The following is a 24,576-nucleotide window of genomic DNA, read 5'->3' as shown; positions in this document are numbered from 1 at the left end:
GCTATTCCGATGCCCCGTGCTTGAAAGCCGCAAACGCGCTCCTGCCTCTGGAGATAGGATGCGCCACCAACCGCGGTCAAGCCTAAGGCTGCAAACGGCCGCGACAACGCAGCGAAACAGTAAAAAAGCGGGAGTTTCAGGGGCAATATGCTTGCACTTCCCTGATCGTCATGCCAATCGCAATGCCAAAACGACAAGCCGGCGGAGATCAAGCCATGAGCGAGCCAGGAAAGAACGGTCTGACCTACAGCGATGCGGGTGTGGACATCGACGCCGGAAACCTTTTGGTGGAAAAGATCAAGCCGCATGTGCGCTCGACCCGGCGTCCCGGCGCCGACGGCGAGATTGGCGGCTTCGGCGGCCTGTTCGACCTGAAGGCGGCCGGCTTCACCGACCCGGTTCTGGTTGCCGCCAACGACGGCGTCGGCACCAAACTGAAGATCGCCATCGATGCCAACAAGCACGACACCGTCGGCATCGATCTCGTTGCCATGTGCGTCAACGATCTCGTCGTGCAGGGCGCCGAACCCTTGTTCTTCCTCGACTACTTCGCCACCGGCAAGCTCGATCCCGACCAGGGTGCCTCGATTGTCGGCGGCATCGCGGCCGGTTGCCGCGAGGCCGGCTGCGCGCTGATCGGTGGCGAGACGGCCGAAATGCCGGGCATGTATTCGGGCGGGGATTACGACCTCGCAGGCTTCGCCGTCGGTGCGGCCGAACGCGGGCAACTGCTGCCGGCCGGCGATATCGCCGAGGGCGACGTCATCCTTGGTCTCGCCTCCTCCGGCGTTCATTCGAACGGCTATTCGCTGGTGCGCAAGATCGTTTCGCTGTCCGGCCTTGCCTGGGACGCGCCGGCTCCCTTCGGCGAAGGCACCTTGGCGGACGTGCTGATGACGCCGACGCGCATCTATGTGAAGCCGCTTTTGAAGGCCATCCGCGAGACCGGTGCGCTGAAGGCGCTTGCCCACATCACCGGCGGCGGCTTTCCGGAAAACATTCCGCGCGTGCTGCCCAAGCACCTTGCCGCCGAGATCGATCTTTCCGCCATAAAGCCGCCGGCCGTGTTTTCCTGGCTTGCCAAGACCGGTGGCGTTGCCGCCAACGAGATGCTGCGCACTTTCAATTGCGGCGTCGGCATGATCGTCGTCGTCGCGGCCGATGATGCCGAGAAGGTCGCTTCGGTTCTCAAGGCCGAAGGTGAGACCGTCTTTGCGCTCGGCCGCATGGTGGCCCGCGAGGACGGTGCCGCCGGCACGATCTACAAGGGCACGCTCGCCCTATGAACGATACGGTGAAAACGGCCCGCAAGCGGGTCGTGGTGTTCATTTCCGGCGGCGGCTCCAACATGCTGGCGCTCGCGAAAGCGGCCTCGGAACCGGATTTTCCCGCTGAGATCGTTGGCGTGATTTCGGACAAGGCCGACGCCGGCGGGCTTGCCAAGGCAGCGGCACTCGGCATTCCGACCTTTTCGTTCGCGCGCAAGGATTATGACAGCAAGGACGCGCATGAAGCGGCGATCCTGTCAGCGCTTGAAAGCCTTTCGCCCGACATCATCTGCCTTGCCGGTTACATGCGGCTCCTGAGTGCGGCCTTCATCAATCGCTACGAGGGCCGGATCATCAACATCCACCCGTCCCTCTTGCCGCTTTTTCCAGGTCTCCACACCCATCAGCGCGCCATCGACGCCGGCATGGTAGAAGCCGGCTGCACCGTGCACTTCGTCACCGAGGGCATGGACGAGGGACCGGTCATCCTCCAGGCCAAGGTGCCGGTCCTACCGGGCGATACCGCGGAAATGCTTGCTGCGCGGGTTTTGGTCGAAGAGCACCGGACATATCCGGTGGCGCTGCGCCTCATGGCCGAGGGCAAGGTGTGGATGAAGGACAGCGGGGCCGTTGCGACGGCCATCTGAGGCGGGATGCTCACCTGACCGGCGTGTTGACGACTTCTCCGTTATCTTGAAGACGAAAAGCCATCCCGGCCTGTCAAGAATTGGTAAAAAACCTAGACGTGCGATCCACGCAACAAGATCGGCTCCATAGTGACATCACCGTTGTTTAAAATATTGAAACGCCTCGACGATGCAAACATCCATTATTTTCTGGAAAGGCATCGGCCGGACACCGTCGATATTACGGCAACGGTCGTGGGGCAACGAATTGAGATATCAGTCTTCGACGACGACCGCGTTGAGGTGTCATGTTTTGTCGGAAACGAGGACGTGTTGGATGAGGCCGTCCTCTACGAAATGATCGATAAAGAGATATCGGAAGAACTGAACTTTTCAAAAAATGGAGGAGCGTCGCAGTCTCCGGCAGCCAAGATCTGACATCACTTCATTAAAGTGGTGCGATTCAGCATCGCCCATTGCAAAAGCATGATCGTCTTGCCGTCGCAGATCTCGCCGCTGTCGATCATCGCCATGGCATCCTTGAGCGGCACCTCGAGCACCTCGATGTCCTCGTCCTCGTGCGCGGCACCGCCGCCGTCTTCGGCGCGCACCGTCACGTCGATGATCGCGGCGAAGAAATGGATCGTCTCGGTCACGGCACCGGGCGACATGAAGGCCTGGAAGAGCGGCCGCACGTCCTGTACCAGATAGCCGGTTTCCTCCATCGCCTCCCGCTTGATCGCCTCGACCGGATGATCGCCGTCAAGCAGCCCGGCCGGTGTTTCCAGCAGCCAGCCCGAATGGCCGTTCAGATGGGCGGGCACGCGGAACTGGCGCACGAGGATGACGCTGTCACGCCTGGGATCGTAGAGCAGGATCGTCGCGCCGTTGCCGCGATCGTAGACCTCGCGCTTCAGCTTCTTCGTGACGCCGTTCGAGCCGGTGTAATCGAAGGTGACGTTGCGCAGGTGGTACCAGTTCTTCGAAAGCGTCTCGTCCTTCAGGATGTCGATCTTCGCGTCGCGGAATTTGGTCATTCGACGGTCAATCCTTGCGCAGCCATACGTGATTGTCGTGGAAGGCGGCGCCGCCATAGGGCGCTGCCGCGTCGGCGCCGGTAAGCACGTTGATGCCCTCACCGTCCAGGTGCGCATCGTTCGGCCAGAGCCCCTCGGCGATCACCACGCCACGCCGCGCGCCGCCGCCGAGCCTGGCGTGCAGGCGGATATCGCCGCGCTCATTGCCGATCCGGACGATATCGCCGTCGGCAATGCCCAGTGCCGCCGCATCATCCGCGTGGATCATGGCTTCGGGGCGGCCTTCCTTCTGGATCGAGGACGGCGTCTCGGCAAAGGTCGAGTTCAGGAAGGAGCGCGCCGGCGACGTCGCCAGCCGGAACGGATGCTGCTCGTCCGCGACCTCGATCAGGTCGACATGATCGGGAAATACCGGCAGTTTCGCATGCGGACCGAAGAGGCCGAGCGCCTTCGGCGGCCGGTTCGGCGCCGGCGTTCCGGTCCAGTCGGCCTTGAAGCGGAACTTGCCGTCCGGATGGCCGAACCCCTTGATGAAATGCGCGGTCTCGAAATCCGGCTGGACATCCAGCCATTTGTCGCGTTTCAGCTCTTCATAGCCGATGCCGTAACTCACCAGGATATGGTCGATATGCGCGCGCTCGCTGAGGCCGAAGCCCGGCCTGTCGGCAATGCCGAGGCGCCTGGCCAGTTCCTCGATGACGAAGAGGTTGGTGCGCACGCTCGAAGGCGGCTCGACCACCTTGGGGCCGAGCAGGATGTGCTGGTGGCCGCCGCCGCGATAGAGATCGTCATGCTCGAGGAACATGGTGGCGGGCAGGACGATATCGGCGAGCTTGGCCGTATCGGTCATGAACTGCTCGTGCACGGCGACGAACAGGTCGTCGCGCAGGAAGCCGCGCTTCACCAGACGCTGCTCGGGCGCGACGTTGACCGGATTGGTGTTCTGGATCAGCATCGCCGTGACCGGCCCGCGATGGCGCAGCGCGTCCGCATCACCGGTCAAGACGCGGCCGATCTGCGACTGGTCGAGCATCCGGATATCCGGGTCGAGCATCGCCGAGCCCATCAACTCGCGCTTGTCGAACCTGAAGATATCGTTGTTGGAGTGGAACGCGCCACCGCCCTCGTGCTTCCAGGAACCGAGCACGGTCGCCACCGAGGCGGCCGCATGGATGGCGACCGCGCCGTTGCGCTGGCGGGTAAAGCCGTAGCCGAGGCGGAAATAGGTTTTCGGGGTGGTGCCGACGAGCTTGCCGAAGGCCTCGATCTCCTCGACCGGCAGGCCGGTGATGGCGGACGCCCATTCCGGCGTGCGGGTTCTCAGGTGGTTCTCGAGCCCGGCCGGATCGTCGGCATAGCCTGCCAGATAGGCCCGGTCCGCATAGCCGTCGCGGAAGGCGATGTGCATGACGGCGCAGGCGAGCGCCGCGTCGGTGCCGGGCTTCAGCACCAGCCCCATGTCTGCCTGCTTGATCGTCGGATTGTCGTAGATGTCGATGACGACGATCCTGGCGCCGCGTTCCTTGCGCGCCTTGATCGCGTGGGTCATCACATTGACCTGCGTCGACACCGCATTGGTGCCCCAGATGACGACGCAATCGGATTTCGCCATCTCGCGCGGATCGGGGCCTCTGAGCGAGCCCGTGGCCATCGTCAGCCCCGTCCAGGCGAGGTTGGTGCAGATCGAGCCGAAGAAGCCGGAATAGCGCTTGGCATGGCGCAGACGCTCGATCGAATCGCGCTGAACCTGGCCCATCGTGCCGGCATAGAAATAGGGCCAGACGGCCTCGGAGCCATGTTGCTGCTCGGCCCTGACGAACGCGCCGGCGATTTCGTCGAGCGCGTCGTCCCAGTTGATCTCCTGCCAGCTCCCCTCGCCCTTCGCCCCCTTGCGCCGCTGCGGCACCATCAGGCGGCCCGGATGGTAGATGCGCTCGGAATAGCGCGCGACCTTGGCGCAGATGACGCCGGCCGTATAGGTATTGGCGCTTGCGCCGCGAACCCGGCCGATCCTTCCCTCCTGCGTCAGGTCGATTTCGAGCGCGCAGGCGGAGGGACAGTCATGCGGACAGACCGAATGGGCGATGGACTTTTCTGGCTTGATGGGGGTCGCAACGTTCATGGCTTTTCTATATTGCATCGCGCAAGGGTCTCAAAGTCCCCTTTGCCACGCATTAAAAGAATTCATCAGGGACGATCAGGGACGCGAATGAATTACCGTCACATTTACCACGCAGGCAATTTTGCCGACGTCCTGAAGCACGCCGTGCTCGCCCGGCTGATCGTCTACATGACGCAGAAGGACAAGGCCTTCCGCGTGCTCGACACCCATGCGGGCATCGGCCTTTATGATCTGTCGAGCGAGGAAGCGCAGAAGACCGGCGAATGGCAGGACGGCATCGGTCGCCTGCTCGACGCGGACATTCCGGCGAAGGCAAAGGCGCTGCTTGCCCCCTACCTGACGGCCGTGCGCGACCTCAATCCCGATGGCGGCCTCAAGCTCTATCCCGGCTCGCCGAAGCTCACCCGCATGCTGATGCGGCCGCAGGACCGGCTGTCGGCGATGGAACTGCACCCCGACGACTACGAGACGCTGCACCGGCTGTTCGACGGCGATTTCCAGAGCCGCATCACCCAGCTCGACGGCTGGCTGGCGCTCGGCGCCCATCTGCCGCCGAAGGAAAAGCGCGGGCTGGTGCTGGTCGATCCGCCCTTCGAGGTGGCCGGCGAGTTCGAGCGCCTGGCGGATGGGCTCGCCAAGGCCTGGCGCCGGTTTTCCGGTGGCACCTTCTGCCTGTGGTATCCGCTGAAACAGGGTGCGCCGATTGCCGCCTTCCACGCGGCGCTGCAAGCGCTGGAAATCCCCAAGATGCTCTGCGCCGAACTGTCGGTGCGCAGCGATCGCGACACGACCGGTCTTTCCGGCTCGGGCCTGATCATCGTCAACCCGCCCTATACGCTGAAGGATGAACTGGATGTCCTCCTGCCGTTCCTCAAGGACCGGCTGAAGCAGGATCGGCACGCCTCCGCCCGCGCCTTCTGGCTGCGCGGCGAGGAAGTACCGGAGCGGGATTGAACGTGACTTGACGGCCAGCCCCCGGAAGACGCAATCTCTTGGGGGACTTTTCGGGAGACGACCATGACCAGAACGCGCGCTGCAAGCCTTCTTTTCTCCCTGGCTCTTCTTCTGCCCGGCGCAATGCCGGCCGCGGCAGCCGAACCGTCGAGCAGACTGGATTATGGCGAGACGGCTTGCCACAACCGGTCAATCCTCGGCTTCATCACCTCCGATTTCGGCTATCGCGCCCGCCACTACCTGAAGGCGGACATCGCCATCGCGGAAATCCGCGACATGGGCCTGAACCGGCTCGAGCTGCGCGACGAAACCCACCCGGTCGAGCGCGAATATTGCTTCGCCACCGCCATCACCACCGACGGCGAGACGCGGGCGCTCTGGTATCTGATCGAGCGTGGCTGGGGTTTTGCCGGCATCGGCTCCAACATCGAGTTCTGCCTGAGCGGCCTTGATCCCTGGTTTGTCTACGGTGCGCAGTGCGCCTCGCTGCGATAGGCCGTTTGACGGATTTCCGGCGCCGCCTGCTGCCGCTGTTTGCCGCGCTTCTGCTTTCGGCCTGCAGCGGGGAAAGCGAACAGCAGCAGGATGCGGTGGCAACCGGTCCCGCCACAACCACCCCCATCGCCACTGCCCAGACCAAAGCCCAACCCGTCCCGCTCGGCAGCGGATTTGACTTCTATGTGCTGTCGCTCTCCTGGTCGCCGAGTTGGTGCCTTGAAAACGACCCTTCCGGCCGGTCGCAGCAATGCGCGGCGGAAAACGATCACGGCTTCATCGTGCACGGGCTCTGGCCGCAGAACGAACAGGGGTATCCGGAATTCTGCCGGACGCGCGAATCCGACCGGGTGCCGGAGGCGCTGGGACGCACGTTGTTCGACATCATGCCGTCGATGGGGCTGATCGGCCATGAATGGCGCAAGCATGGTTCCTGCTCGGGGCTCAGCCAGAAAGACTATTTCACGGTTCTGCGCGCCGCCCGCGAGAAGGTGACGATACCGTCGGCGCTGCACTCGGAAACCCGCCAGCGCACAAACGCCGCCGAGATTGAAGCATCGCTGACCGCCGCCAATCCCGGCTTGCGCAACGACGCACTCGCGGTCACCTGCGCCGCCGGACGCGTCGACGAGGTGCGTATCTGCTTCAACAAGGACCTCAGCTTTCGTGCCTGCAACGCCATCGATCGCGGCGGCTGCAAGATGAAAAACCTCAGCCTGCCGGCAATTCCCTGAACCAAAGAAAGAACACGATGAAAATTCTCTACTCCCCCGCCTCCCCCTATTCCAACAAGGTGCGCATGGGCGCGCGCTACGCCGGCATCAAAGCCGAAAGCGTGCTGACCGACACCAACGCCAATCCGCCCGAACTGATCTCCAACAACCCGCTCGGCAAGATCCCGACGCTGATCACGCCGGATGGCAAGGCGATCTACGACAGCCGGGCGATCATGCATTTCATCGACCGCGAGACCAAGGGCAAGCTCTATCCGCGCAATGCCGAAAAGCGCACCGAGGTGGAAATGCTGGAGGCGCTGTGCGACGGCATCTGCGACAGCCTGCTCGCCATCGTCTACGAAAAGCGCTTCCATCCGCCGGAAAAGGTCCACCAGCCCTGGATCGACAAGCAGTGGGAAAAGGTCGTGCGCGGCCTCGACTACCTCAACGCCAACCTGCCGAAGACCGGCGCCAAGCTCCATGCCGGCCATTTCGCCCTTGCCGCGATGCTGCGCTATATCGAACTGCGCTTTGCCGGCGAATGGCAGAAGGGCCGCCCGAAGCTGAAGAACTGGCCGCAGAAATTCGAGAAATTCTTCCCGGACTATGCGCAGTTCAAGGCTTGAGCAGCGGCAGCCGGCTCATCCAGAAAACGCAAAAAAGGCCGGATCGCTCCGGCCTTTTTGTCACGCATGAACTTCGGGATCAGAACTTGACGCCCATACCGACCTTGACGCTGTGTTCGTCGTAACCCGACGAAACATTGCCGCCCGGCAGGCTGAAGTCCTTCGAGCCGTAGTCGGAGTAGCGGTATTCGACGCGCGCGGTGACGTTGTCGGTCACCAGGGCTTCGGCACCGGCACCGGCCGTCCAGCCGAGCAGCGTGTTCCTGTCCGAACCGCCTGCCTGCGTTGCCTTGACGCTGGATGCGGCAACACCGGCCGTACCGTAGACGAGAACCGGGTTCAGGTCGTAGCCGACGCGGGCGCGAACGGAGCCGTTGACGCCCTGCTCCATCTTGCGGACCGGGTTGCGCGTGTCGTTGTCGCCGTAGTTGATATCGGCTTCACCGCCGTAAACGATCTGGCCGCTCTGCATGTTGTAGCCGCCATAGAGACCGCCGCCGAAGCCGGAGGCGCCGCGGCCGCCCGTCGCGTCATATTCGCCGCGGGCCCAGTTGGCCGTACCACCGACATAGGCGCCCGACCAGTTCTTGGCGACCGGCTCGCTGTATTCGGCAGCCGGAGCAGCCGGAACTTCGTCGATCGCGTCTGCCGCCTGAACGGCCGAGACGGCGATGAGGGATACGGCAGATGCCATGAGGGTGGTGATGAGAGTACGCATTAAAGTCTCCTTTCGAACCGATGCTCCGGACCCTCGCGGTCCTAAACTGATACATCGGAAAAACTGCAATTAACCCGCCCGGTTGACGGAGAAATTGCCGAGGAAATGCGGATTCACAAGAGCCAAATTGTGAAATTTTAGTGGCGTGAGGGTGGCTGAAATTCGATGTTGCTTCGTAGCCACAGGGTATTTATTAACCACAAAACAAGATTAACTTAATATATACTATAACAATAGAAAACAATTCAATTTAGCGCTTCCGCGTTAATTTTTCCAAAACCAATAGGTGGGTGCCGTTTCGCAATCCGCACCCGCCTCCTATATCCTTGCGACATGCACCGTTACGAATCGCAGAGCAGGAACCGCCCTTGAGGATGCCTTTGAAAACAGCGCTGGTCACCGGTGGCGCCAAGCGCATCGGCAAGGCGATCGTCGAGGACCTGGCGGCGCACGGCTTTGCCGTGGCCATTCATGCCAATGCCTCGCTGGCGCAGGCCGAAGAGCTTGCGGGGGAGGTTCGGGCTCAGGGCGGCAAGGCGGCGGCCATCGTCGCGGACCTCACCGATACCGCTGCCGTCGCTGCCCTGATGGCAAAAGCCGTCGCGGCGCTCGGTCCGATCGGGCTCCTCGTCAACAATGCCTCGCTGTTCAAGAAGGACAGTCTCGAAGAATTCGACGAGCCGGTCTGGGATCGGCATTTCGCCCTGCATGTGAAGGCGCCGTCGCTGCTGGCGCGCGATTTTGCGGCACAGCTGCCGCAGGCCAATTCGGGCCTGATCGTCAACATCGTCGACCAGCGCGTCTGGTCTCCAAATCCGCGATTTTATTCCTATATGTTGTCAAAGTCGGCACTGCTGACGGCAACCAAGACGATGGCGCAGGCGCTGGCGCCCAACATCCGGGTCAACGCCATCGGCCCCGGCCCGACCCTGCCGAACGAACGGCAGAATGAGGCGGACTTCCGCAGGCAGGTAGACGCGGTCATCCTCAAGACCGGGCCGCAACTTGGGGAATTCGGCCGCACGATCCGCTTTCTGTTCGACACGCCCTCGATGACCGGGCAGATGATCGCGCTGGATGGCGGCCAGCATCTGGCCTGGCAGACGCCGGACATTTTGGAGATTGTGGAATGAACGGGCGCGTGCCCACCGATGGCGGCATTCTGTACGATGAAAATGCCAGCGACGAGGATGACCTGATCGACGCAGCGGAGAGCCCCGCGCCGGCGCCGATTCTCGATTGGGCGGAAACCGGTGCTATCCCCGACGGTCTGCGCGGCGCCGAACTGATCCAGGCCTTCGTCAAGCGCCTGCCCAACAGCCCCGGCGTCTACCGCATGTTCAACGAGGCGGGCGACGTGCTCTATGTCGGCAAGGCGCGCAGCCTGAAGAAGCGGGTCGGCAACTACGCGCAGGGCCGCGTCCATTCCAACCGCCTCGCCAAGATGGTGCGCGAGACCGCGCATATGGAGTTCGTGACGACGCGCACCGAGATCGAGGCGCTGTTATTGGAAGCGAACCTCATCAAGCGCTTGCGGCCGCGCTTCAACGTGCTTTTGCGCGACGACAAGTCTTTTCCCTATATTCTCGTGACCGGCGATAGCCGGGCGCCGGCGCTCTACAAGCATCGCGGCGCCCGCAGCCGCAAGGGCGATTATTTCGGCCCCTTCGCCTCGGCCGGGGCCGTCGGCCGGACGATCAACTCGCTGCAGCGCGCCTTCCTGTTGCGCACCTGTACCGACAGCGTCTTCGAAACCCGCACCCGGCCCTGCCTGCTGCACCAGATCAAGCGCTGTGCGGCGCCCTGCACCCGCGAGATCAGTGACGCCGACTACGGCGAATTGGTCAGCGAAGCCAGGGATTTCCTCTCCGGCAAGAGCCAGGCCGTCAAGGCGACCATCGCCGCCGCCATGAACGAGGCGTCGGAGAACCTCGACTTCGAGCGGGCCGCGCTTTACCGGGACCGGCTGGCGGCGCTGTCGCATGTCCAGAGCCATCAGGGCATCAACCCTTCCGGCGTAGAGGAAGCGGATGTCTTTGCCATCCATCACGAAGGCGGCATTTCCTGCATCCAGGTGTTCTTTTTCCGCACCGGCCAGAACTGGGGCAACCGCGCCTATTTTCCGAAGGCCGATCCGACCCTGCCCGCAGCCGAGGTGCTGAGCGCTTTCCTCGCCCAGTTCTACGATGACAAGCCCTGTCCGCGGCAGATCCTGCTCTGCGAGCCGGTGGCCGAACAGGAACTGCTGGGCGAAGCGCTGACGGAGAAATCCGGCTACAAGGTTTCAATCCTCGTGCCGCAGCGCGGCGAGAAGAAGGATCTGGTCGAGCACGCGGTCGCCAATGCCCGCGAGGCGCATGGCCGCAAGCTCGCCGAAACCGCGTCGCAATCGCGCCTGCTCGAGGGGTTTGCCGAAACCTTCAAGCTCGAGCGCGCGCCGCGCCGGATCGAGATCTACGACAACTCCCATATCATGGGCACCAACGCCGTTGGCGGCATGGTGGTGGCGGGACCGGAAGGTTTCGTCAAAGGCCAGTACCGCAAGTTCAACATCAAATCGACCGACATCACCCCCGGCGACGACTTCGGCATGATGAAGGAAGTGATGACCCGGCGGTTCTCGCGGCTGTTGAAGGAAGAGGGAAAGCCGGATCGCAGCGCAGAACCGGTCGAGGATGCCGGTTTCCCCGCCTGGCCGGACGTGATCCTGATCGACGGCGGCCAGGGCCAGATGACGGCGGTTCGGGCGATCCTGAGGGAACTCGACATCGAGGATTGCGTCACTGCCATCGGCGTTGCCAAGGGTGTCGATCGCGATGCCGGGCGCGAGCGCTTCTTTCCGCCCGGCCGCGGCGGCTTCACGCTGCCGCCGCGCGACCCCGTGCTCTATTTTATCCAGCGCATGCGCGACGAGGCGCATCGCTTCGCCATCGGCTCGCACCGGGCGCGGCGCAAGAAGGAAATGGTCAAGAATCCGCTGGACGAGATCGCCGGCATCGGGCCGACGCGCAAGCGTGCGCTGCTGCAGCATTTCGGCACCGCCAAGGCGGTTTCCCGCGCCGGCATCAACGATCTCGTGGCCGTGGAAGGTATATCCGAAGCGGTGGCGCGGCTCGTCTATGACCACTTCCACGAGGAAGGTGCGAAATAGCGTCTCCGGGACGCGGCCCAGGTCGCACTGACCTTCGGCCGGGTTGTTCGCGCCAGGACACGCCCTCGCGCCGGAAGTGTCCTGCGCTCAACCCGGTTCACCGCCCGTTCAGATGAATTCAGCCACAATTGCGGATGATCTATCAAAGAACGGTTGACGCGGCTGTCACAAAGCCGTTCATCTGTCGCCCAAGAACTCGCAGAGAACCCGAATCCATGTCCTCCACACCGACTACCTACAGCATCCCCAATCTCCTGACCTATGGACGCATTCTGGCTGTTCCGCTGATCGTTCTATGCTTTTTCATCGAAGGCAAGCTGCAGAGTTCCGACTTTGCCCGCTGGACGGCGCTGGCCGTGTTTGCGATCGCCTCGATCACCGATTTCTTCGACGGCTATCTCGCCCGCATCTGGCAGCAGACCTCCAACATCGGCAAGATGCTCGACCCGATCGCCGACAAGCTTCTGGTCGCCTCCGTGCTGCTGCTCGTCGCGGCCGACGGCACGATCGCCGGCTGGTCGATCTGGGCTGCGATCATCATCCTGTGCCGCGAGATCCTCGTCTCGGGCTTGCGCGAATACCTCGCCGCCCTGAAGGTGAGCGTGCCGGTGACCCGCATCGCCAAGTGGAAGACGACGATCCAGATGGTCGCCATCGCCTTCCTGCTCGCCGGTCCCGCCGGCGACAAGATCCTGCCCTACACCACCGAAATGGGCATCGTGCTGCTCTGGATCGCAGCGGCGATCACGCTCTATACCGGCTATGACTATTTCCGCGCCGGCCTCAAGCACATGGTCGACTGATGGCACGCGTTGACCTCGTCTATTTCGCCTGGGTGCGCGAGCGGATCGGCAAGGCCGAGGAAACGCTGGAACTGCCCGATAGCGTTGTCACGGCCGGCGACCTGCTTGGCTATCTCAAGACGCTGGGCGAGGAATACGTGGCGGCGCTGGAGCACGAGAACGTCATCCGCGTCGCCATCAACCAGGAACATGTCGACCACCACGAGCCGATCGCCGGGGCACGCGAAATCGCGCTGTTTCCGCCGATGACCGGAGGCTGAGGTCGATGTCTGGCGCGCCTGTCACGGTTCGCGTCCAGCGGGACGATTTCGACCTTGCCGCCGAGGTGCGGGCGCTATCGGCCAGCCGCCACGACATCGGCGCCGTCGTCACCTTCTCCGGCCTTTGCCGCGACGAGGCGGGTACGCTGAGCGCCCTTGAACTCGAACACTATCCGGGCATGGCGGAAGCGGAGATCGCCCGCATCTGCAGGCAAGCCATCGACCGTTTCGGGCTGCAGGCCGCAACCGCCATCCACCGCTATGGAAAAATCCTGCCGGGCGAAAACATCGTGCTGGTCGTCACCGCCTCGCCGCACCGGCAGGCGGCCTTCGACGGCGCCAATTTCATCATGGATTTCCTGAAGACCTCCGCGCCCTTCTGGAAGAAGGAACACGCGACGGATGGCAGCGCCGGCGGCTGGGTCAGCGCCAAGGACGCGGACGATGGCGCCCGGGACCGCTGGTCGAAAAGCTGACTAGGGCTGGAACTGTTCCTTTCTCGTCAGCACCAGAAGCAGGACAAGGAACGAGAAGATCGCAAAATCCCGCCACAGCATCGGGCCATAGGCGCTCCACAGCGTTTCGCTCAGGCCCATCGCTGCTGCCCCCGCCGCGGCCAAGAGAGGTGCTGTCTGACCACCGATCGCGGCGATGAACAGCACCTTGACGCCGAACACCAGGCCGGCGCCAAAATCCATGTTGCCGTAATAGGATGTGGCGAGAATGCCGGCGATGGCGGCCAGCAGCGTCGACAGTCCGTAGGCGGCGACGAAGACACGCTTGCCGTCGACGCCGCAGAGTGCCGCAGCACCCGCATCATCCGACACCGCCCGCCAGGATCGACCCCAGGCGGAGCGCGTCAGAAACCGGTGCCCTGCCCCCACCATGGCCAGCATCAGCCCCGTGTTCAGCAGTTGGATCACCGTCAGCGTCACCGGGAAATCCGGATCGGACCAGAGCGTGAGCGGCGTGTTGAGGAACGGCGGCAGCCACAGGCTGCGCGTCTCCGCCGCGATCCGCGACAGTTCCATCAGCACCATCGCCACGCCGAGAGAGGCAACGACCACGGTGTTGGCGGAGGTCATCGCCAGACGGCGCATGACCGAGCGGCCGATGACGAGGCCGGCGCCCAGCGTATAGACCAGCGCCGATATCGCACCGACCGCAAGCGCAAGCGGCAGCACCAGCCAGAGACGGTTCCAGGCGAAATCGGAAAACAAGAGGAAGATCTGGCCGGCAAAGCCGAACAGCGCGCCATAGGTCAGGTCGGCCCTTTTGGTGACCGAGAAGGAGACGGAATAGCCGAAGGCGAGCAGCGCGTAGAGAGCGGCGATCGGCAGGGCACTGGCAAGCTGCTGCAGAAAATAGGCCATGGAGAATCCGGGTGATGACAACATCGGCGCAAATCATTATAACTAGTAAAACAGGTTTTACCAGTTAGGATGTTGCGTGACGTTTATCTGGACCCCCCATCGTTTTTCCGGCGGCGCACTCGCTTTTGATGTCGCCAATTCGGTCGTGCTGCGCTTCGATGCCGAGCGGCGGATCGACCGTTACGCCGACCCCCGGGCTCTCGACGGCTTTGCCACGGCCGCGACGCGTTTCTGCGCCGATAGGGACTTGTTCGGGCCGCTGCAGCCGGTCGCGCCGGAAAACCGGCCGGCGTTTCTCGATCTGAGGGAAGCTACCGACCGGCATTTTCGCGCCGAGGTGCTGGGGCATCCCTCCTCCGGGCACCTGGCCGATCTGCTCGACGCTGCATCCACCGTCATCCGGCGCCATCCCGTCAAGCCAGCCCGCACCCCGCTCGACGCCGCCACGGCGCGCTCCGCACTGATGCTTGCGACCTTCGCAGAGCCGCAGCGCCTGAAAATCTGCCCCAATTGCCAATGGCTGTTCCTCGACCGCAGCCGCAACCGCAGCCGCACCTGGTGCGACATGACCGTCTGCGGCAACCGGGTGAAGGCAAGCCGGCACTACCAGCGCCAGAGGAAGGAATTGATCCCATGAGCATTCACCCGAAACGCCTGACGTTTGCCGCTCTTCTTCTGGCTGGCGCGGCGGCCCTGGCCGGCTGCCAGCGCGAGACCGGGGCGGACCCGCTCGAACTCACCGGCAAGATGTTCATCTTCAACTATCGACTGGCCTATGCCACCTACATGATCACGCTGACCAAGACGAAGCCGGTTCCGGATGGTAGTACCGTTGTGGCCACGTTCGAAAACCCTGCCGGCGGCGCGCCGCTGACCCTCGACCGCAAGCTCTTTGCCAAACTCGACAAGGTGGTTCTCGAAAGCCCGGATGTAATCTGCGTGAAAAAGCAGCGGCCCTATGCCGTCACTATCGAGGTCAAGGGACCGGACGGCGCCATCCTGCAAACGCTGAAGACCACGGTGACCTCCAATCTCGATCAGGACATCCTGCCCGCCAAGGCGCTGGTCGTCGGCCCTGCCTATGACAAGAACCCGGAGGTCTTCAAGGACGGCAAGACGCCCGAACACTTCGAAACGGCGAAGTGCCCGTCGTAGACGCAGGCCCCGAAAGGAAAAGCCGGAGCGTTTCCGCCCCGGCTTTTAGAACGAGTCTTTTCAAGCGCTTCGCGCCGAAACCCTCAGAGATTGAATCAGCCGACGATTTCGGTGTCGGAGAACCAGTACTTGATTTCCTCGGCAGCGGTTTCCGGAGCGTCCGAGCCGTGAACCGAGTTTTCACCGATCGACAGGGCGTGGACCTTGCGGATGGTGCCTTCCTCAGCATTGGCCGGGTTGGTGGCGCCCATGATTTCGCGGTTCTTGAGGATTGCGTTCTCGCCTTCGAGAACCTGGACGACGGTCGGACCGGAGGTCATGGTTTCAACCAGTTCGCCGAAGAAGGGGCGATCCTTGTGAACCGCGTAGAAGCCTTCGGCTTCCCGCTTGCTCATCCACACGCGCTTGGAGGCGACGATACGCAGGCCTGCGTCTTCAAACATCTTGGTGATGGCGCCCGTCAGGTTGCGCTTGGTGGCGTCCGGCTTGATCATCGAAAAGGTGCGTTCAATCGCCATTGTCTCAATTCCCTTGGTTTTCCGTGAGTCGGCGGTTCAATAACCGCCAATCCCGCGCAAAACAAGGGGGAACGGCGAAGTTTCATGGCCCTGTCACGAAGCGCGCGACGCCGCCCGAAGACCGGGGCAGCCCACGCACCAGCCATTGTCCGAGTCCCTGCCGAACGCGCAAACGGCGAACGGTCAAATCAGTAATTTTCATAAATCGCATCACCCAACACGATGCCGTTCCGGAGTAAGCTCCCGGCACTTGAAGGAGACCGCAATGCTCGATCACTACCGCATGTTCGCCAAATACAACCGCTGGGCAAACCGCCGGCTCTATCAAGCCGCCGGCATGCTGAGCGATGCGCAATACCGCAAGGACATGGGCGCGTTCTTCGGTTCGCTGCACAGGACGCTCAACCACATCCTCGCCGCCGACCGCATCTGGATGAAACGCTTCACGGGCACGGGCGAGGCGCCCTCCAACCTCGACGCCATCCTGTTCGACGATCTTGCCACCCTGTCAACGGCCCGCACCGCAGAGGACGAGCGCATCCTCGGCTGGATCGGCGGCCTCAGCGAGGCCGATCTCGGCGGGCATTTCACCTACACGCCGCTCACCAACCCGGTTTCGGTCACCCAGCGCCTCGCCCCGGTGCTCGCCCACTTCTTCAACCACCAGACCCATCACCGCGGCCAGTGCCACATGACGCTGACGGCGTTGGGCCAGCCAAGCCTCGGACTGGATCTGGTTTATTTCCTGAGGACACCGGAGGGGGAAGACTGCGCGAAGTGACGTTGTCGCACACGACCGTCAACCGCCTGCCGCTCGAAGAGCAGGTGAAGATGGTCTGCGCCTTTGTCGCAGCCAATCCGAAGTAACATGGCCGCAGCGCCGACATGCTGATGCAGTTGGCCATGCAATCGAAATGGCCCTGCAAATAGCAGTACCAGAGCGTGAGCTGCCGCATCCTCGACCGTCTTTGACGGTCTTTTAAGGTCGATGTGATACCCAGGTTCTGGTTGCCATGATGGCGCATCGCGTTTTTTGGAGGAAGCGGCCATGGCGGACGAATTTCAACACGACGGGCACGGACATGCGGCGCAAAATGCCGCCATTCTGCTGAGGGTAGCCCAGACCATGGCCAAGCTCGGTTGCCGCTTTTCCGCGCAATTACGAGCTGTTTTACGAAGCCCTGTCCGGCCGCAATCCGGCGCTGACGCGCGACGTCGCAGCACTTGGCTCTTACCCGACTCAGAGCCGGATCGAAGAGATCGGCGTGAAATTTCACCTGTCCGGCTTTGCCCCGATCGCCACGGACGTCATCCGCACGGATGCCGCCCGGACGATTTCGGCCGTCAATCAGCGGCTGAACAACAGCATCGCCAGGACGGAAGCCTTTGCCGCGCTGCTGCGTCAGTTCATCGCGCGCCTGGAAAACGATCCCGTCGCCGGCATGTCGGATTTCAGCGCTGACGCCGGCCGGATGCGCGATGCCGTCGCCGCCTTCGAGAGGGAGGAGCGGGCCTTCGCCGTCTCCATGAATGAAACGGTCGCGGAACTGGGCGGCATCGCCAGCGACATCGAAACCATGCGCAAGGCCTCGACCCGCGACGCCACCACCGGCCTTGCCAACAGGGTCGCCTTTTCCGCCAGGCTCGCGGCCTTGTACGACAACGGCGACGCCGTCGGCCCCGCAGCCCTGGCTCTGGTGAAAGTTGAAGGCTTGCGCGACCTGAGCGACAGCCACGGCGCGGCAATCGCCGAAAAGGCGTTGAAGAAACTGGCGCCGGTGTTCCGCAAATCGGTCAAGAAGAACGACTTCGTCGCCCGTATCGGCACGGACGAATTCGCCTTCATCTTCCATGACGTCAGCACGGACAATGCCGAGGCGATCGCGCAGCGCATCCGCGCCTGCGTCGAGGCCGTGCAGATCACGTTGCCGAACCGGACGTTCACCTCGAAAACGCTGTCTCTCTCCATCGGAATCGCGATGGCGCTGATCGCATCCAGCAGCACCGACCTGTTTACCCAGGCCGAGCTTGCGCTTCACGCCGTTCGCGCCGGCGGCAATCGCGGCGTTCTCGTCTTCTCGGCCGCGATCGGCAGCCGCGCGACGAAAACCTATACCCGGCACGTCGCCTGAACCCATTGTGCTGCGGCGAACTCTTGCCTTCGGCCAAGACTTCGGCCAAAACGCCGCCATGATTACGATCAACGACCTCTCCGCCCGCATCGCCGGGCGTCTTCTCATCGATCATGCGAGCGTGGCGCTTCCGGCGGGCACGAAGGCTGGTCTTGTCGGCAAGAACGGCGCCGGCAAGTCGACGCTGTTTCGGATCATCACCGGCGACATGGAAAGCGAGAGCGGCTTCGTTTCGATCCCAAAGAACACCCGCATCGGCCAGGTGGCGCAGGAAGCGCCCGGCACCGAAGAGCCGCTGATCGAGATCGTGCTCAAGGCCGACAAGGAGCGCGAGGCGCTGCTCACCGAGGCCGAAACCGCCACCGATCCGCACCGGATCGCCGAAATCCACACGCGCTTGACCGACATCGATTCCCATTCGGCCGAGGCGCGGGCCGCCAGCATCCTGTCCGGCCTCGGTTTCGACGCGGAAGCACAGTTGCGGCCGGCATCGAGCTTTTCCGGCGGCTGGCGCATGCGCGTCGCGCTTGCTGCAGTGCTGTTTTCCGAACCGGACCTGTTGCTGCTCGACGAGCCGACCAACTATCTCGATCTCGAGGGCACGCTCTGGCTGGAGGACTATGTCCGCCGCTATCCGCATACAGTCATCATCATCAGCCATGACCGTGACATGCTGAACATGGCGGTCAACTCGATTATCCATCTCGACCAGAAGAACCTGACCTTCTACCGTGGCACCTATGATCAGTTCGAGCGCCAGCGCGCCGAGGCGATCGAGCTGCAGACCAAGGCCAAGGCCAAGAACGACGCGGCACGCAAGCACCTGCAGTCCTTCATCGACCGCTTCAAGGCCAAGGCCTCGAAGGCCCGCCAGGCGCAGAGTCGCGTCAAGGCGCTGGAGCGGATGGGCACGGTTTCGGCCGTCATCGAGGATCACGTCCAGCCGATCCGCTTCCCGAAGCCCGAGAAGCAGCCGGCATCGCCGATCGTCGCCATTACCGGCGGCGCCGTCGGCTATGCGCCGGGCAAACCGATCCTCAAGGGCCTCAACCTGCGCATCGACAATGACGACCGCATCGCGCTGCTCGGCTCGAACGGCAACGGCAAGTCGACCTTCGCGAAATTCATCTCCGGCCGGCTGTCCGCCGAAAGCGGCGATATAAGGCTGGCGCCAAACCTGAAGATCGGCTTCTTCGCGCAGCACCAGCTCGACGACCTCAGACCGGCCGAGACGGCCGTCCAGCACGTTCGGCCGCTGATGCCGGACGCGCCCGAAGCCAAAGTGCGCGCCCGTGTTGCCCAGATGGGGCTTGCGACCGAGAAGATGGAAACCGCAGCCAAGGATCTGTCTGGCGGCGAGAAGGCCCGCCTCCTGATGGGCCTTGCCGCCTTCGAGGCGCCGAACCTGCTCATTCTCGACGAACCGACCAACCATCTCGACATCGACAGCCGCAATGCGCTGATCGAGGCGCTCAACGAGTATGAGGGCGCGGTCATCCTGATCTCGCACGACCGGCATCTGATCGAGGCAACCGTCGACCGGCTGTGGCTGGTCAAGGACGGGACCGTTGCCAACTACGACGGCGACCTCGAGGACTACCGCAACACCATCGTCCAGAGTTCGCGCGGCAAGGGGAACAAGGACAAGGGCAACGGCTCCGAAGACAACCGCTCCAAGGCAGAGCAGCGCAAGGCCAATGCCGACAAGCGGGCGGCGTTCGCGCCACTGAAGAAAAAGATCAACGATATCGAATCCTTGACCGGCAAACTGCAGAAACAGATTCAAGCCCTCGACAAGGAGCTTGAAGACCAAGAGATCTACGAGAAATTTCCTGCCAAGGCCGCCGCCAAGGTGAAGGAACGCGCCGACATCGTCGCCAAGCTCAGCAAGGCGGAAGAACAGTGGCTCGACCTCTCCACCGAATATGAAGAGGCGATGGCGGGGTGATCCCGCCATCTCTCTTGCGGGAAACGCGCTCATCCACAAGCAAACTCTAAAATTTTAACAGTGCGTTTAAAGTCTCGTTTAAAATCGGGCCTTATATTCGCTCTTCATGAAACACGAAACCCAAAATGTCTTCCGGTTCCGGCGCGTCAAATGGGGAAATCCCCGGCACGCGTTGAACGCGTTGCGCAACAAGGAGCCGGTTTTCGTCGATGAGGCTCCGGCGTCGGGCAGATTGTTCTGGGTACTCGTCATCATGCTGGTGATCAGCGTCTTTGCCAGCGTCCTGATCATCGGCGGCCAGCACCATCTGTTCCCATGGGCCTGATGCAAGCAGACTTTCGTTGGCAAGCCAACGGTTCATCTGCTTGGCTTTCCTTGTTTTGTCGCAGGTTTTGATCGCAAAACCGTGGAACACTTTTCCGACCTACTTAGCCAAGTTCCAAGGTGGTGATGCCGTAGATTTGTCCGAGGGGCAGGTCCGGCACCGGGCCGCGATACATCCGCGCCGTCTCGAAAACCGGCTTCAGATTGTAGCGATCGCACAGCGCCCGTGCGGCGGCGTTCGGCTCGGGGAGATCGAGATAGACCCGACCGGCGCCGACGCTCGTCACCAGCTTGCGGAAGATGAGGTCGGCGCCGGTTTCCGTATCGGCAAACAGCGGCCCGATCTTGTGGCCCTCGCGGCAGGCGCGGATGGTGCCGTAGCCCAGCACCTCGGCGTTTCTGATCAACGCAAAGCTCTCGCGCGTTGAAAGCGGCTTCAGCCATTCCCGCAGGAAGTCGTCGCGTCGCGCCGGATTGAAGCGCGCGTCGTAGTCGATGAGCATCGGCACATGCACCGGAGATACCGAAACCAGCTCCGTGCCGGGTGGCTCGGTGCATTGGACCTCGCCGCCATAGCGGAAATTGGCGTGGGCATAGGCGAAACCGGATTTGCGGTAGTTGTCCTGCTGCGCCACCACGCCATCGAGCCCGATGGTACCGTCTCCCACCGCTGAAACCGCCTCCCGCCACAAGGCGTAGCCGATGCCCCGGCCGCGATAGTCCGGATGCGCCTGATAGAGACCGAGAAAGGCATAGGCCTCGCCGTACCGGACCAATGAAAGCCCTGCTGCGACGACGCCATCTTCCTCGGCGATCCAAAAGCCTTGCGGGTCTGCAGCCCAGAAGGCGGCTGCATCGTCGAGTCCGGGATTCCACCCTTCCCGTGCGGCCCAGTCGATGAGAATATCCAGATCGGCGCGGCTGGCTTTTCGAATGATCGGGGGCATGGCGGCTCCTGTTTGGAATTGCGGCCCTATCCAAATAGAGCGGCTTTGCTATTGTCCACCACCGGCAACAACGAATATCTACGCCACGGCAGCGCTTGCCCGCTTTTCGCTTTCTGCTACAAAGCCGTCCCATAAAGTCATACAAATCGAGCGAACACCATGAGCCCCATCAACATCTCGATCGTCGGCGTCGGCAAAATCGTCCGCGATCAGCATCTGCCCGCCATCGCCAAGAATGCCGACTACAAGCTCATCGCCGCCGCCAGCCGCCATGGCGTCGTCGACGGCATCGACAATTTCAAGTCGATCGAGGCGATGCTCGACGCGGTTCCCGCCATCGACGCCGTGTCGCTCTGCATGCCGCCGCAGTTCCGCTATCAGGCGGCGCGCGTGGCGCTTGAAGCCGGCAAGCACGTCTTCCTCGAAAAGCCACCGGGCGCGACGCTGAGCGAGGTGGCCGATCTCGAATCGCTCGCCGCCGCCAAGGGCCTGTCGCTGTTTGCCAGCTGGCATTCGCGCTACGCCCCGGCAGTCGAACCCGCCAAGTCCTTCCTTGTCTCGACGAAGATCAACAGCGTCAAGGTGATCTGGAAGGAGGACGTGCGCCACTGGCACCCGAACCAGGACTGGATCTGGCAGGCCGGCGGCCTCGGCGTCTTCGATCCCGGCATCAATGCGCTGTCGATCGTCACGCATATCCTGCCGAACCCGCTGTTCATCACCGCAGCGACACTGGAATTCCCGGAAAACCGCGACGCGCCGATCGCCGCCTCGATCACCTTCACCGACGCCGGCAACCTGCCGGTCCTGGCCGAATTCGACTGGCGCCAGACCGGCCACCAGAGCTGGGACATCATCGCCGAAACCGACGCAGGCACGATGACGCTTTCCGAAGGCGGCGCGAAACTGTCGATCGATGGCGTGCTCAAGCATGACGAGCCGGAGCAGGAATATCCGGCGCTCTACGCCCGCTTCGCCGAAATCATCAAGGCGAAGACGTCGGATGTCGACCTCGCCCCGCTGCGCCACGTCGCCGATGCCTTCATGCTTGGCAAGCGCAAGTTCGTGGACGCGTTCTTCGATTGAGGACCGACTGCCCCTCATCCGCCCTGACGGGCACCTTCTCCCCGTGAACGGGGAGAAGGACAAGGCGGCAAGCTCCAGCCCAATCGTCCCCTCGCCCCGCTTGCGGGGAGAGGGTTAGGGTGAGGGGCAAATGCCAACCACGCGCGATGAGAAGGCCGCGTGAAAGCAGCCGTGGTTTGAAACCGCAGAAGAAATCCTCACGCCTTCTTCACCCAGCGCCCGTCCTGGTTCTGCTGCCAGTAGGTCAGCGCGTGCCCCTCGCCCTTCAGCGTCTTCCAGTGCGCCCGCGCGCCTTCCAGCTGCGCCTGGTCGTAGCCGTCGAACATGAACACGACGCGCTCGTAGCTTTCGACCGGCGGCGGTTCGGCGCCGTCGACGAGGAAACGGACGGTGGCGCCGTTGGCGTTGCCGTCACCCGCCGTCAACAGGATCGGCTGATCCCCGGCAAAATCCGCCGCGTCGGTACCGTGGGGCAGAAAACTGTCGTCGCGATAGGTCCACAGATGCGTGTCGAGCATGTCGCGCCGCTCCGCGTCCGCCGTCTGCACGACGACGCGCCAACCGCGCTCGACGCTTTTGTCGAGCAGCGGCGGAAGCGCATCTTCGAGCTTCGATTCGGTCAGGTGATAGAACAGGATATCCGTCACGCTGCGATCAGCCCTCGCAATTGGTGCGGACGAACTCGTCCAGCAGGCGCACGCCGAAGCCCGAACCCCAGGACTGGTTGACCTCGTCCGTCGGCGAGCCCATGGCGGTGCCGGCGATGTCGAGATGCGCCCACGGCGTATCCTTGACGAAGCGCTTGAGAAATTGTGCCGCGGTGATCGAGCCGGCGTAGCGGCCGCCGGTGTTCTTCATGTCGGCGAACTTGCTGTCGATCATCTTGTCATATTCCTTGCCGAGCGGCAGGCGCCACAGCCGTTCCTGGGTGGCCAGGCCCGCCGCCGTCAGTTGTCCCGCAAGCTTGTCGTCATTGGTGAACAGGCCTGCATGATGGCTGCCGAGCGCCACCATGACGGCACCGGTCAGCGTCGCCAGATTGATCATGAACTGCGGCTTGAAGCGGTCATTGCAGTACCACAGCGCGTCGCACAGGACGAGTCGGCCTTCCGCGTCCGTATTGATGATCTCGATCGTCTGGCCGGACATGGAAGTAACGATGTCGCCGGGACGCTGGGCGTTGCCGTCGGGCATGTTTTCCACAAGGCCGATGATGCCGACGACATTCGCCTTGGCCTTGCGCGCCGCCAGCACATGCATCAGGCCCGTAACGGCCGCCGCCCCGCCCATGTCGCCCTTCATGTCCTCCATGCCGGCGCCGGGCTTGATCGAAATGCCGCCCGAATCGAACACGACCCCCTTGCCGATGAAGGCAACCGGCCTGTCTTTCGGTTTTCCGCCTTTCCACTGCATGACCGCAAGCCGTGGCGGCCGCACGGAGCCTTGCGCCACGCCAAGCAGCGCACCCATGCCGAGCCTCTTCATTTCGCGCTCGGTCAAGATTTCGACCTCGACGCCAAGCTTTTCGAGCTCCTTGGCCTTGGCTGCGAACTCGACCGGCCCCAGCACGTTCGCGGGTTCGTTGACGAGGTTGCGCGCGATGAAAACGCCTTCGGCGATCGCCTGGGAATTGGCGGCCGCCTTCTTGGCTGCAATCACAGCGCCGGTGACGATCGTCACCTTCACCGGCTTCGGCGGGCCCTTCTGCTCGTCGTCGTCCTTCTTTGTCGTCTTGTAGGTGTCGAAGCTGTAGGCGTTCATCTCCATGCCGAGCGCGAAATCCGCGGCCGCCTTGCCGGTGACCTCGACGCCCGGCGCATCGAGGAAAATCGTCACCTTGTCCGCGCCGCGGAGTTTTGCGGCCGCGGCGCCGCCCGCCTTCAGCCAGTCGTGCGTGGAAAGGCCGGCACCATCGCCGAGCCCGAGAACCACGATTCGATCGACCGGCGCCCCTTGCGGTGCAACGATATCGAGCGTGCTGAGCGATTTGGCCTTGAATTTCGCGATCCGCGCAGCCTTGGCAATAATTGCCTCTGGATCGGCTTCCGCAGCGCCAGCCGCCTCTTTTCCGTCAACAGTCTTGAGCAGGATAGCCAGACCACCGGACAAACGTGCTGATTTGCTGAAACCGATTTCGAATTTCATCGCCATGAAGATACTCCAGGAGGGCCGCGGGCCGGCGCCGTTATGTTACATGGCGGCTACAGTGGCAAACATTCGCCATCGACCGCAAGCCCGCAAACAGGTCTGTGCACCCTTCTTGGTTTTGATGGCCTTGGCAAGACGCGAGCGTATGTTTACATGCTGTTAACTTTCA

At 62.8% G+C, this 24,576-nt stretch carries 27 protein-coding genes; 18 read left to right on the top strand and 9 right to left on the bottom strand.

Going from position 1 to position 24,576, the window contains the following annotated elements:
• Nucleotides 1–215 precede the first annotated feature (215 nt).
• The 3 genes from purM to A3AY_RS0119750 all read left to right on the top strand — a co-directional run bounded on the left by purM (nt 216) and on the right by A3AY_RS0119750 (nt 2,332).
• Entirely contained in the window at nt 216–1,286 is a 1,071-nt protein-coding gene (purM, locus tag A3AY_RS0119760; RefSeq protein WP_018327401.1) for a phosphoribosylformylglycinamidine cyclo-ligase, read from the top strand.
• Entirely contained in the window at nt 1,283–1,915 is a 633-nt protein-coding gene (gene purN / locus A3AY_RS35605) for a phosphoribosylglycinamide formyltransferase (protein WP_018327400.1), read from the top strand. Before purM ends, purN begins: the two co-directional genes overlap by 4 nt.
• A gap of 153 nt (nt 1,916–2,068) precedes the next feature.
• Nucleotides 2,069–2,332: a hypothetical protein gene (locus A3AY_RS0119750; RefSeq protein ID WP_018327399.1), complete on the top strand. Its 264-nt coding sequence runs from the start codon at nt 2,069–2,071 to the stop codon at nt 2,330–2,332.
• 2 nt (nt 2,333–2,334) lie between these two features.
• Here A3AY_RS0119750 and A3AY_RS0119745 read toward each other — a convergent pair whose 3' ends face one another.
• Nucleotides 2,335–2,931: an NUDIX domain-containing protein gene (locus A3AY_RS0119745; RefSeq protein WP_018327398.1), complete on the bottom strand. Its 597-nt coding sequence runs from the start codon at nt 2,929–2,931 to the stop codon at nt 2,335–2,337.
• A gap of 7 nt (nt 2,932–2,938) precedes the next feature.
• The gene (locus tag A3AY_RS0119740) at nt 2,939–5,071 is read right to left on the bottom strand and encodes a molybdopterin-containing oxidoreductase family protein (protein WP_026203631.1); all 2,133 of its coding nucleotides are present in this window, start codon (nt 5,069–5,071) and stop codon (nt 2,939–2,941) included.
• Nucleotides 5,072–5,140: 69 nt separating this feature from the next.
• On the opposite strand from A3AY_RS0119740, the gene A3AY_RS0119735 reads away from it, so the two are divergent.
• The 4 genes from A3AY_RS0119735 to A3AY_RS0119720 all read left to right on the top strand — a co-directional run bounded on the left by A3AY_RS0119735 (nt 5,141) and on the right by A3AY_RS0119720 (nt 7,844).
• Nucleotides 5,141–6,007, top strand: coding sequence for a 23S rRNA (adenine(2030)-N(6))-methyltransferase RlmJ (locus tag A3AY_RS0119735; protein WP_018327396.1), 867 nt, complete (start codon nt 5,141–5,143; stop codon nt 6,005–6,007).
• Nucleotides 6,008–6,070: 63 nt separating this feature from the next.
• Nucleotides 6,071–6,502, top strand: a complete 432-nt coding sequence (locus A3AY_RS0119730; RefSeq protein WP_018327395.1) for a hypothetical protein — start codon at nt 6,071–6,073, stop codon at nt 6,500–6,502.
• 5 nt (nt 6,503–6,507) lie between these two features.
• The gene (locus A3AY_RS0119725; RefSeq protein ID WP_018327394.1) at nt 6,508–7,236 is read left to right on the top strand and encodes a ribonuclease T2 family protein; all 729 of its coding nucleotides are present in this window, start codon (nt 6,508–6,510) and stop codon (nt 7,234–7,236) included.
• Nucleotides 7,237–7,253: 17 nt separating this feature from the next.
• Nucleotides 7,254–7,844: a glutathione S-transferase gene (locus A3AY_RS0119720; protein WP_018327393.1), complete on the top strand. Its 591-nt coding sequence runs from the start codon at nt 7,254–7,256 to the stop codon at nt 7,842–7,844.
• A 79-nt stretch (nt 7,845–7,923) separates the two neighbouring features.
• On the opposite strand, the gene A3AY_RS0119715 is transcribed toward A3AY_RS0119720, so the two are convergent.
• The gene (locus A3AY_RS0119715; RefSeq protein WP_018327392.1) at nt 7,924–8,562 is read right to left on the bottom strand and encodes an outer membrane protein; all 639 of its coding nucleotides are present in this window, start codon (nt 8,560–8,562) and stop codon (nt 7,924–7,926) included.
• Between the two features lie 374 nt (nt 8,563–8,936).
• Between A3AY_RS0119715 and A3AY_RS0119710 the strand changes: the two genes are divergently transcribed.
• The 5 genes from A3AY_RS0119710 to A3AY_RS0119690 all read left to right on the top strand — a co-directional run bounded on the left by A3AY_RS0119710 (nt 8,937) and on the right by A3AY_RS0119690 (nt 13,252).
• Entirely contained in the window at nt 8,937–9,695 is a 759-nt protein-coding gene (locus A3AY_RS0119710) for an SDR family oxidoreductase (protein ID WP_420830297.1), read from the top strand.
• The gene (gene uvrC, locus A3AY_RS0119705) at nt 9,692–11,713 is read left to right on the top strand and encodes an excinuclease ABC subunit UvrC (protein WP_018327390.1); all 2,022 of its coding nucleotides are present in this window, start codon (nt 9,692–9,694) and stop codon (nt 11,711–11,713) included. The genes A3AY_RS0119710 and uvrC overlap by 4 nt, the downstream gene beginning before the upstream one ends.
• Nucleotides 11,714–11,928: 215 nt before the next feature.
• The gene (gene pgsA, locus A3AY_RS0119700; protein ID WP_018327389.1) at nt 11,929–12,516 is read left to right on the top strand and encodes a CDP-diacylglycerol--glycerol-3-phosphate 3-phosphatidyltransferase; all 588 of its coding nucleotides are present in this window, start codon (nt 11,929–11,931) and stop codon (nt 12,514–12,516) included.
• Complete coding sequence (gene moaD, locus A3AY_RS0119695; RefSeq protein WP_018327388.1) at nt 12,516–12,776, top strand: molybdopterin converting factor subunit 1; 261 nt, start codon at nt 12,516–12,518, stop codon at nt 12,774–12,776. The genes pgsA and moaD overlap by 1 nt, the downstream gene beginning before the upstream one ends.
• Nucleotides 12,777–12,781: 5 nt before the next feature.
• Nucleotides 12,782–13,252 carry a molybdenum cofactor biosynthesis protein MoaE gene (locus tag A3AY_RS0119690; protein ID WP_018327387.1) on the top strand — a complete coding sequence of 157 codons (471 nt, stop codon included), beginning with the start codon at nt 12,782–12,784 and terminating at the stop codon, nt 13,250–13,252.
• Here A3AY_RS0119690 and A3AY_RS0119685 read toward each other — a convergent pair whose 3' ends face one another.
• Entirely contained in the window at nt 13,253–14,149 is an 897-nt protein-coding gene (locus A3AY_RS0119685) for a branched-chain amino acid ABC transporter permease (protein WP_018327386.1), read from the bottom strand. It lies immediately after the preceding gene.
• 76 nt (nt 14,150–14,225) lie between these two features.
• Here A3AY_RS0119685 and A3AY_RS35600 point away from each other — a divergent pair, with 76 nt between their 5' ends.
• Both A3AY_RS35600 and A3AY_RS0119675 read left to right on the top strand, forming a co-directional pair.
• A complete protein-coding gene (locus tag A3AY_RS35600; protein ID WP_018327385.1) occupies nt 14,226–14,786 on the top strand; it encodes a CGNR zinc finger domain-containing protein in 561 nt (186 codons plus the stop codon).
• On the top strand, nt 14,783–15,304 hold the full coding sequence (locus A3AY_RS0119675; RefSeq protein WP_018327384.1) for a hypothetical protein: 522 nt from the start codon (nt 14,783–14,785) through the stop codon (nt 15,302–15,304). The genes A3AY_RS35600 and A3AY_RS0119675 overlap by 4 nt, the downstream gene beginning before the upstream one ends.
• Before the next feature lie 95 nt (nt 15,305–15,399).
• Here A3AY_RS0119675 and ndk read toward each other — a convergent pair whose 3' ends face one another.
• Nucleotides 15,400–15,822 (bottom strand): nucleoside-diphosphate kinase, encoded by a 423-nt coding sequence (ndk, locus tag A3AY_RS0119670; RefSeq protein WP_018327383.1) that lies wholly within the window; start codon nt 15,820–15,822, stop codon nt 15,400–15,402.
• 265 nt (nt 15,823–16,087) lie between these two features.
• Here ndk and A3AY_RS0119665 point away from each other — a divergent pair, with 265 nt between their 5' ends.
• The 3 genes from A3AY_RS0119665 to A3AY_RS0119650 all read left to right on the top strand — a co-directional run bounded on the left by A3AY_RS0119665 (nt 16,088) and on the right by A3AY_RS0119650 (nt 19,902).
• Complete coding sequence (locus tag A3AY_RS0119665; protein WP_018327382.1) at nt 16,088–16,603, top strand: DinB family protein; 516 nt, start codon at nt 16,088–16,090, stop codon at nt 16,601–16,603.
• 484 nt (nt 16,604–17,087) lie between these two features.
• On the top strand, nt 17,088–17,954 hold the full coding sequence (locus A3AY_RS0119655; protein WP_018327380.1) for a GGDEF domain-containing protein: 867 nt from the start codon (nt 17,088–17,090) through the stop codon (nt 17,952–17,954).
• A gap of 58 nt (nt 17,955–18,012) precedes the next feature.
• Complete coding sequence (locus A3AY_RS0119650; RefSeq protein WP_026203627.1) at nt 18,013–19,902, top strand: ABC-F family ATP-binding cassette domain-containing protein; 1,890 nt, start codon at nt 18,013–18,015, stop codon at nt 19,900–19,902.
• Nucleotides 19,903–19,993: 91 nt separating this feature from the next.
• On the opposite strand, the gene A3AY_RS39265 is transcribed toward A3AY_RS0119650, so the two are convergent.
• Together A3AY_RS39265 and A3AY_RS0119640 are read right to left on the bottom strand one after the other, a co-directional pair.
• A complete protein-coding gene (locus tag A3AY_RS39265) occupies nt 19,994–20,317 on the bottom strand; it encodes a hypothetical protein (RefSeq protein WP_154663309.1) in 324 nt (107 codons plus the stop codon).
• A gap of 13 nt (nt 20,318–20,330) precedes the next feature.
• A complete protein-coding gene (locus tag A3AY_RS0119640; RefSeq protein WP_018327377.1) occupies nt 20,331–21,173 on the bottom strand; it encodes a GNAT family N-acetyltransferase in 843 nt (280 codons plus the stop codon).
• 159 nt (nt 21,174–21,332) lie between these two features.
• On the opposite strand from A3AY_RS0119640, the gene A3AY_RS0119635 reads away from it, so the two are divergent.
• Nucleotides 21,333–22,259: a Gfo/Idh/MocA family protein gene (locus A3AY_RS0119635; RefSeq protein WP_018327376.1), complete on the top strand. Its 927-nt coding sequence runs from the start codon at nt 21,333–21,335 to the stop codon at nt 22,257–22,259.
• A 197-nt stretch (nt 22,260–22,456) separates the two neighbouring features.
• On the opposite strand, the gene A3AY_RS0119630 is transcribed toward A3AY_RS0119635, so the two are convergent.
• Together A3AY_RS0119630 and A3AY_RS0119625 are read right to left on the bottom strand one after the other, a co-directional pair.
• Entirely contained in the window at nt 22,457–22,906 is a 450-nt protein-coding gene (locus tag A3AY_RS0119630) for a DNA polymerase III subunit chi (RefSeq protein WP_018327375.1), read from the bottom strand.
• Between the two features lie 7 nt (nt 22,907–22,913).
• A complete protein-coding gene (locus A3AY_RS0119625; protein ID WP_018327374.1) occupies nt 22,914–24,410 on the bottom strand; it encodes a leucyl aminopeptidase in 1,497 nt (498 codons plus the stop codon).
• Nucleotides 24,411–24,576 lie beyond the last annotated feature (166 nt).

Origin of the sequence: Rhizobium giardinii bv. giardinii H152 (assembly GCF_000379605.1) — a bacterium.
Taxonomy (GTDB): Bacteria; Pseudomonadota; Alphaproteobacteria; order Rhizobiales; family Rhizobiaceae; genus Pararhizobium; species Pararhizobium giardinii.
This window is presented reverse-complemented; position numbering and strand designations above follow the sequence as displayed.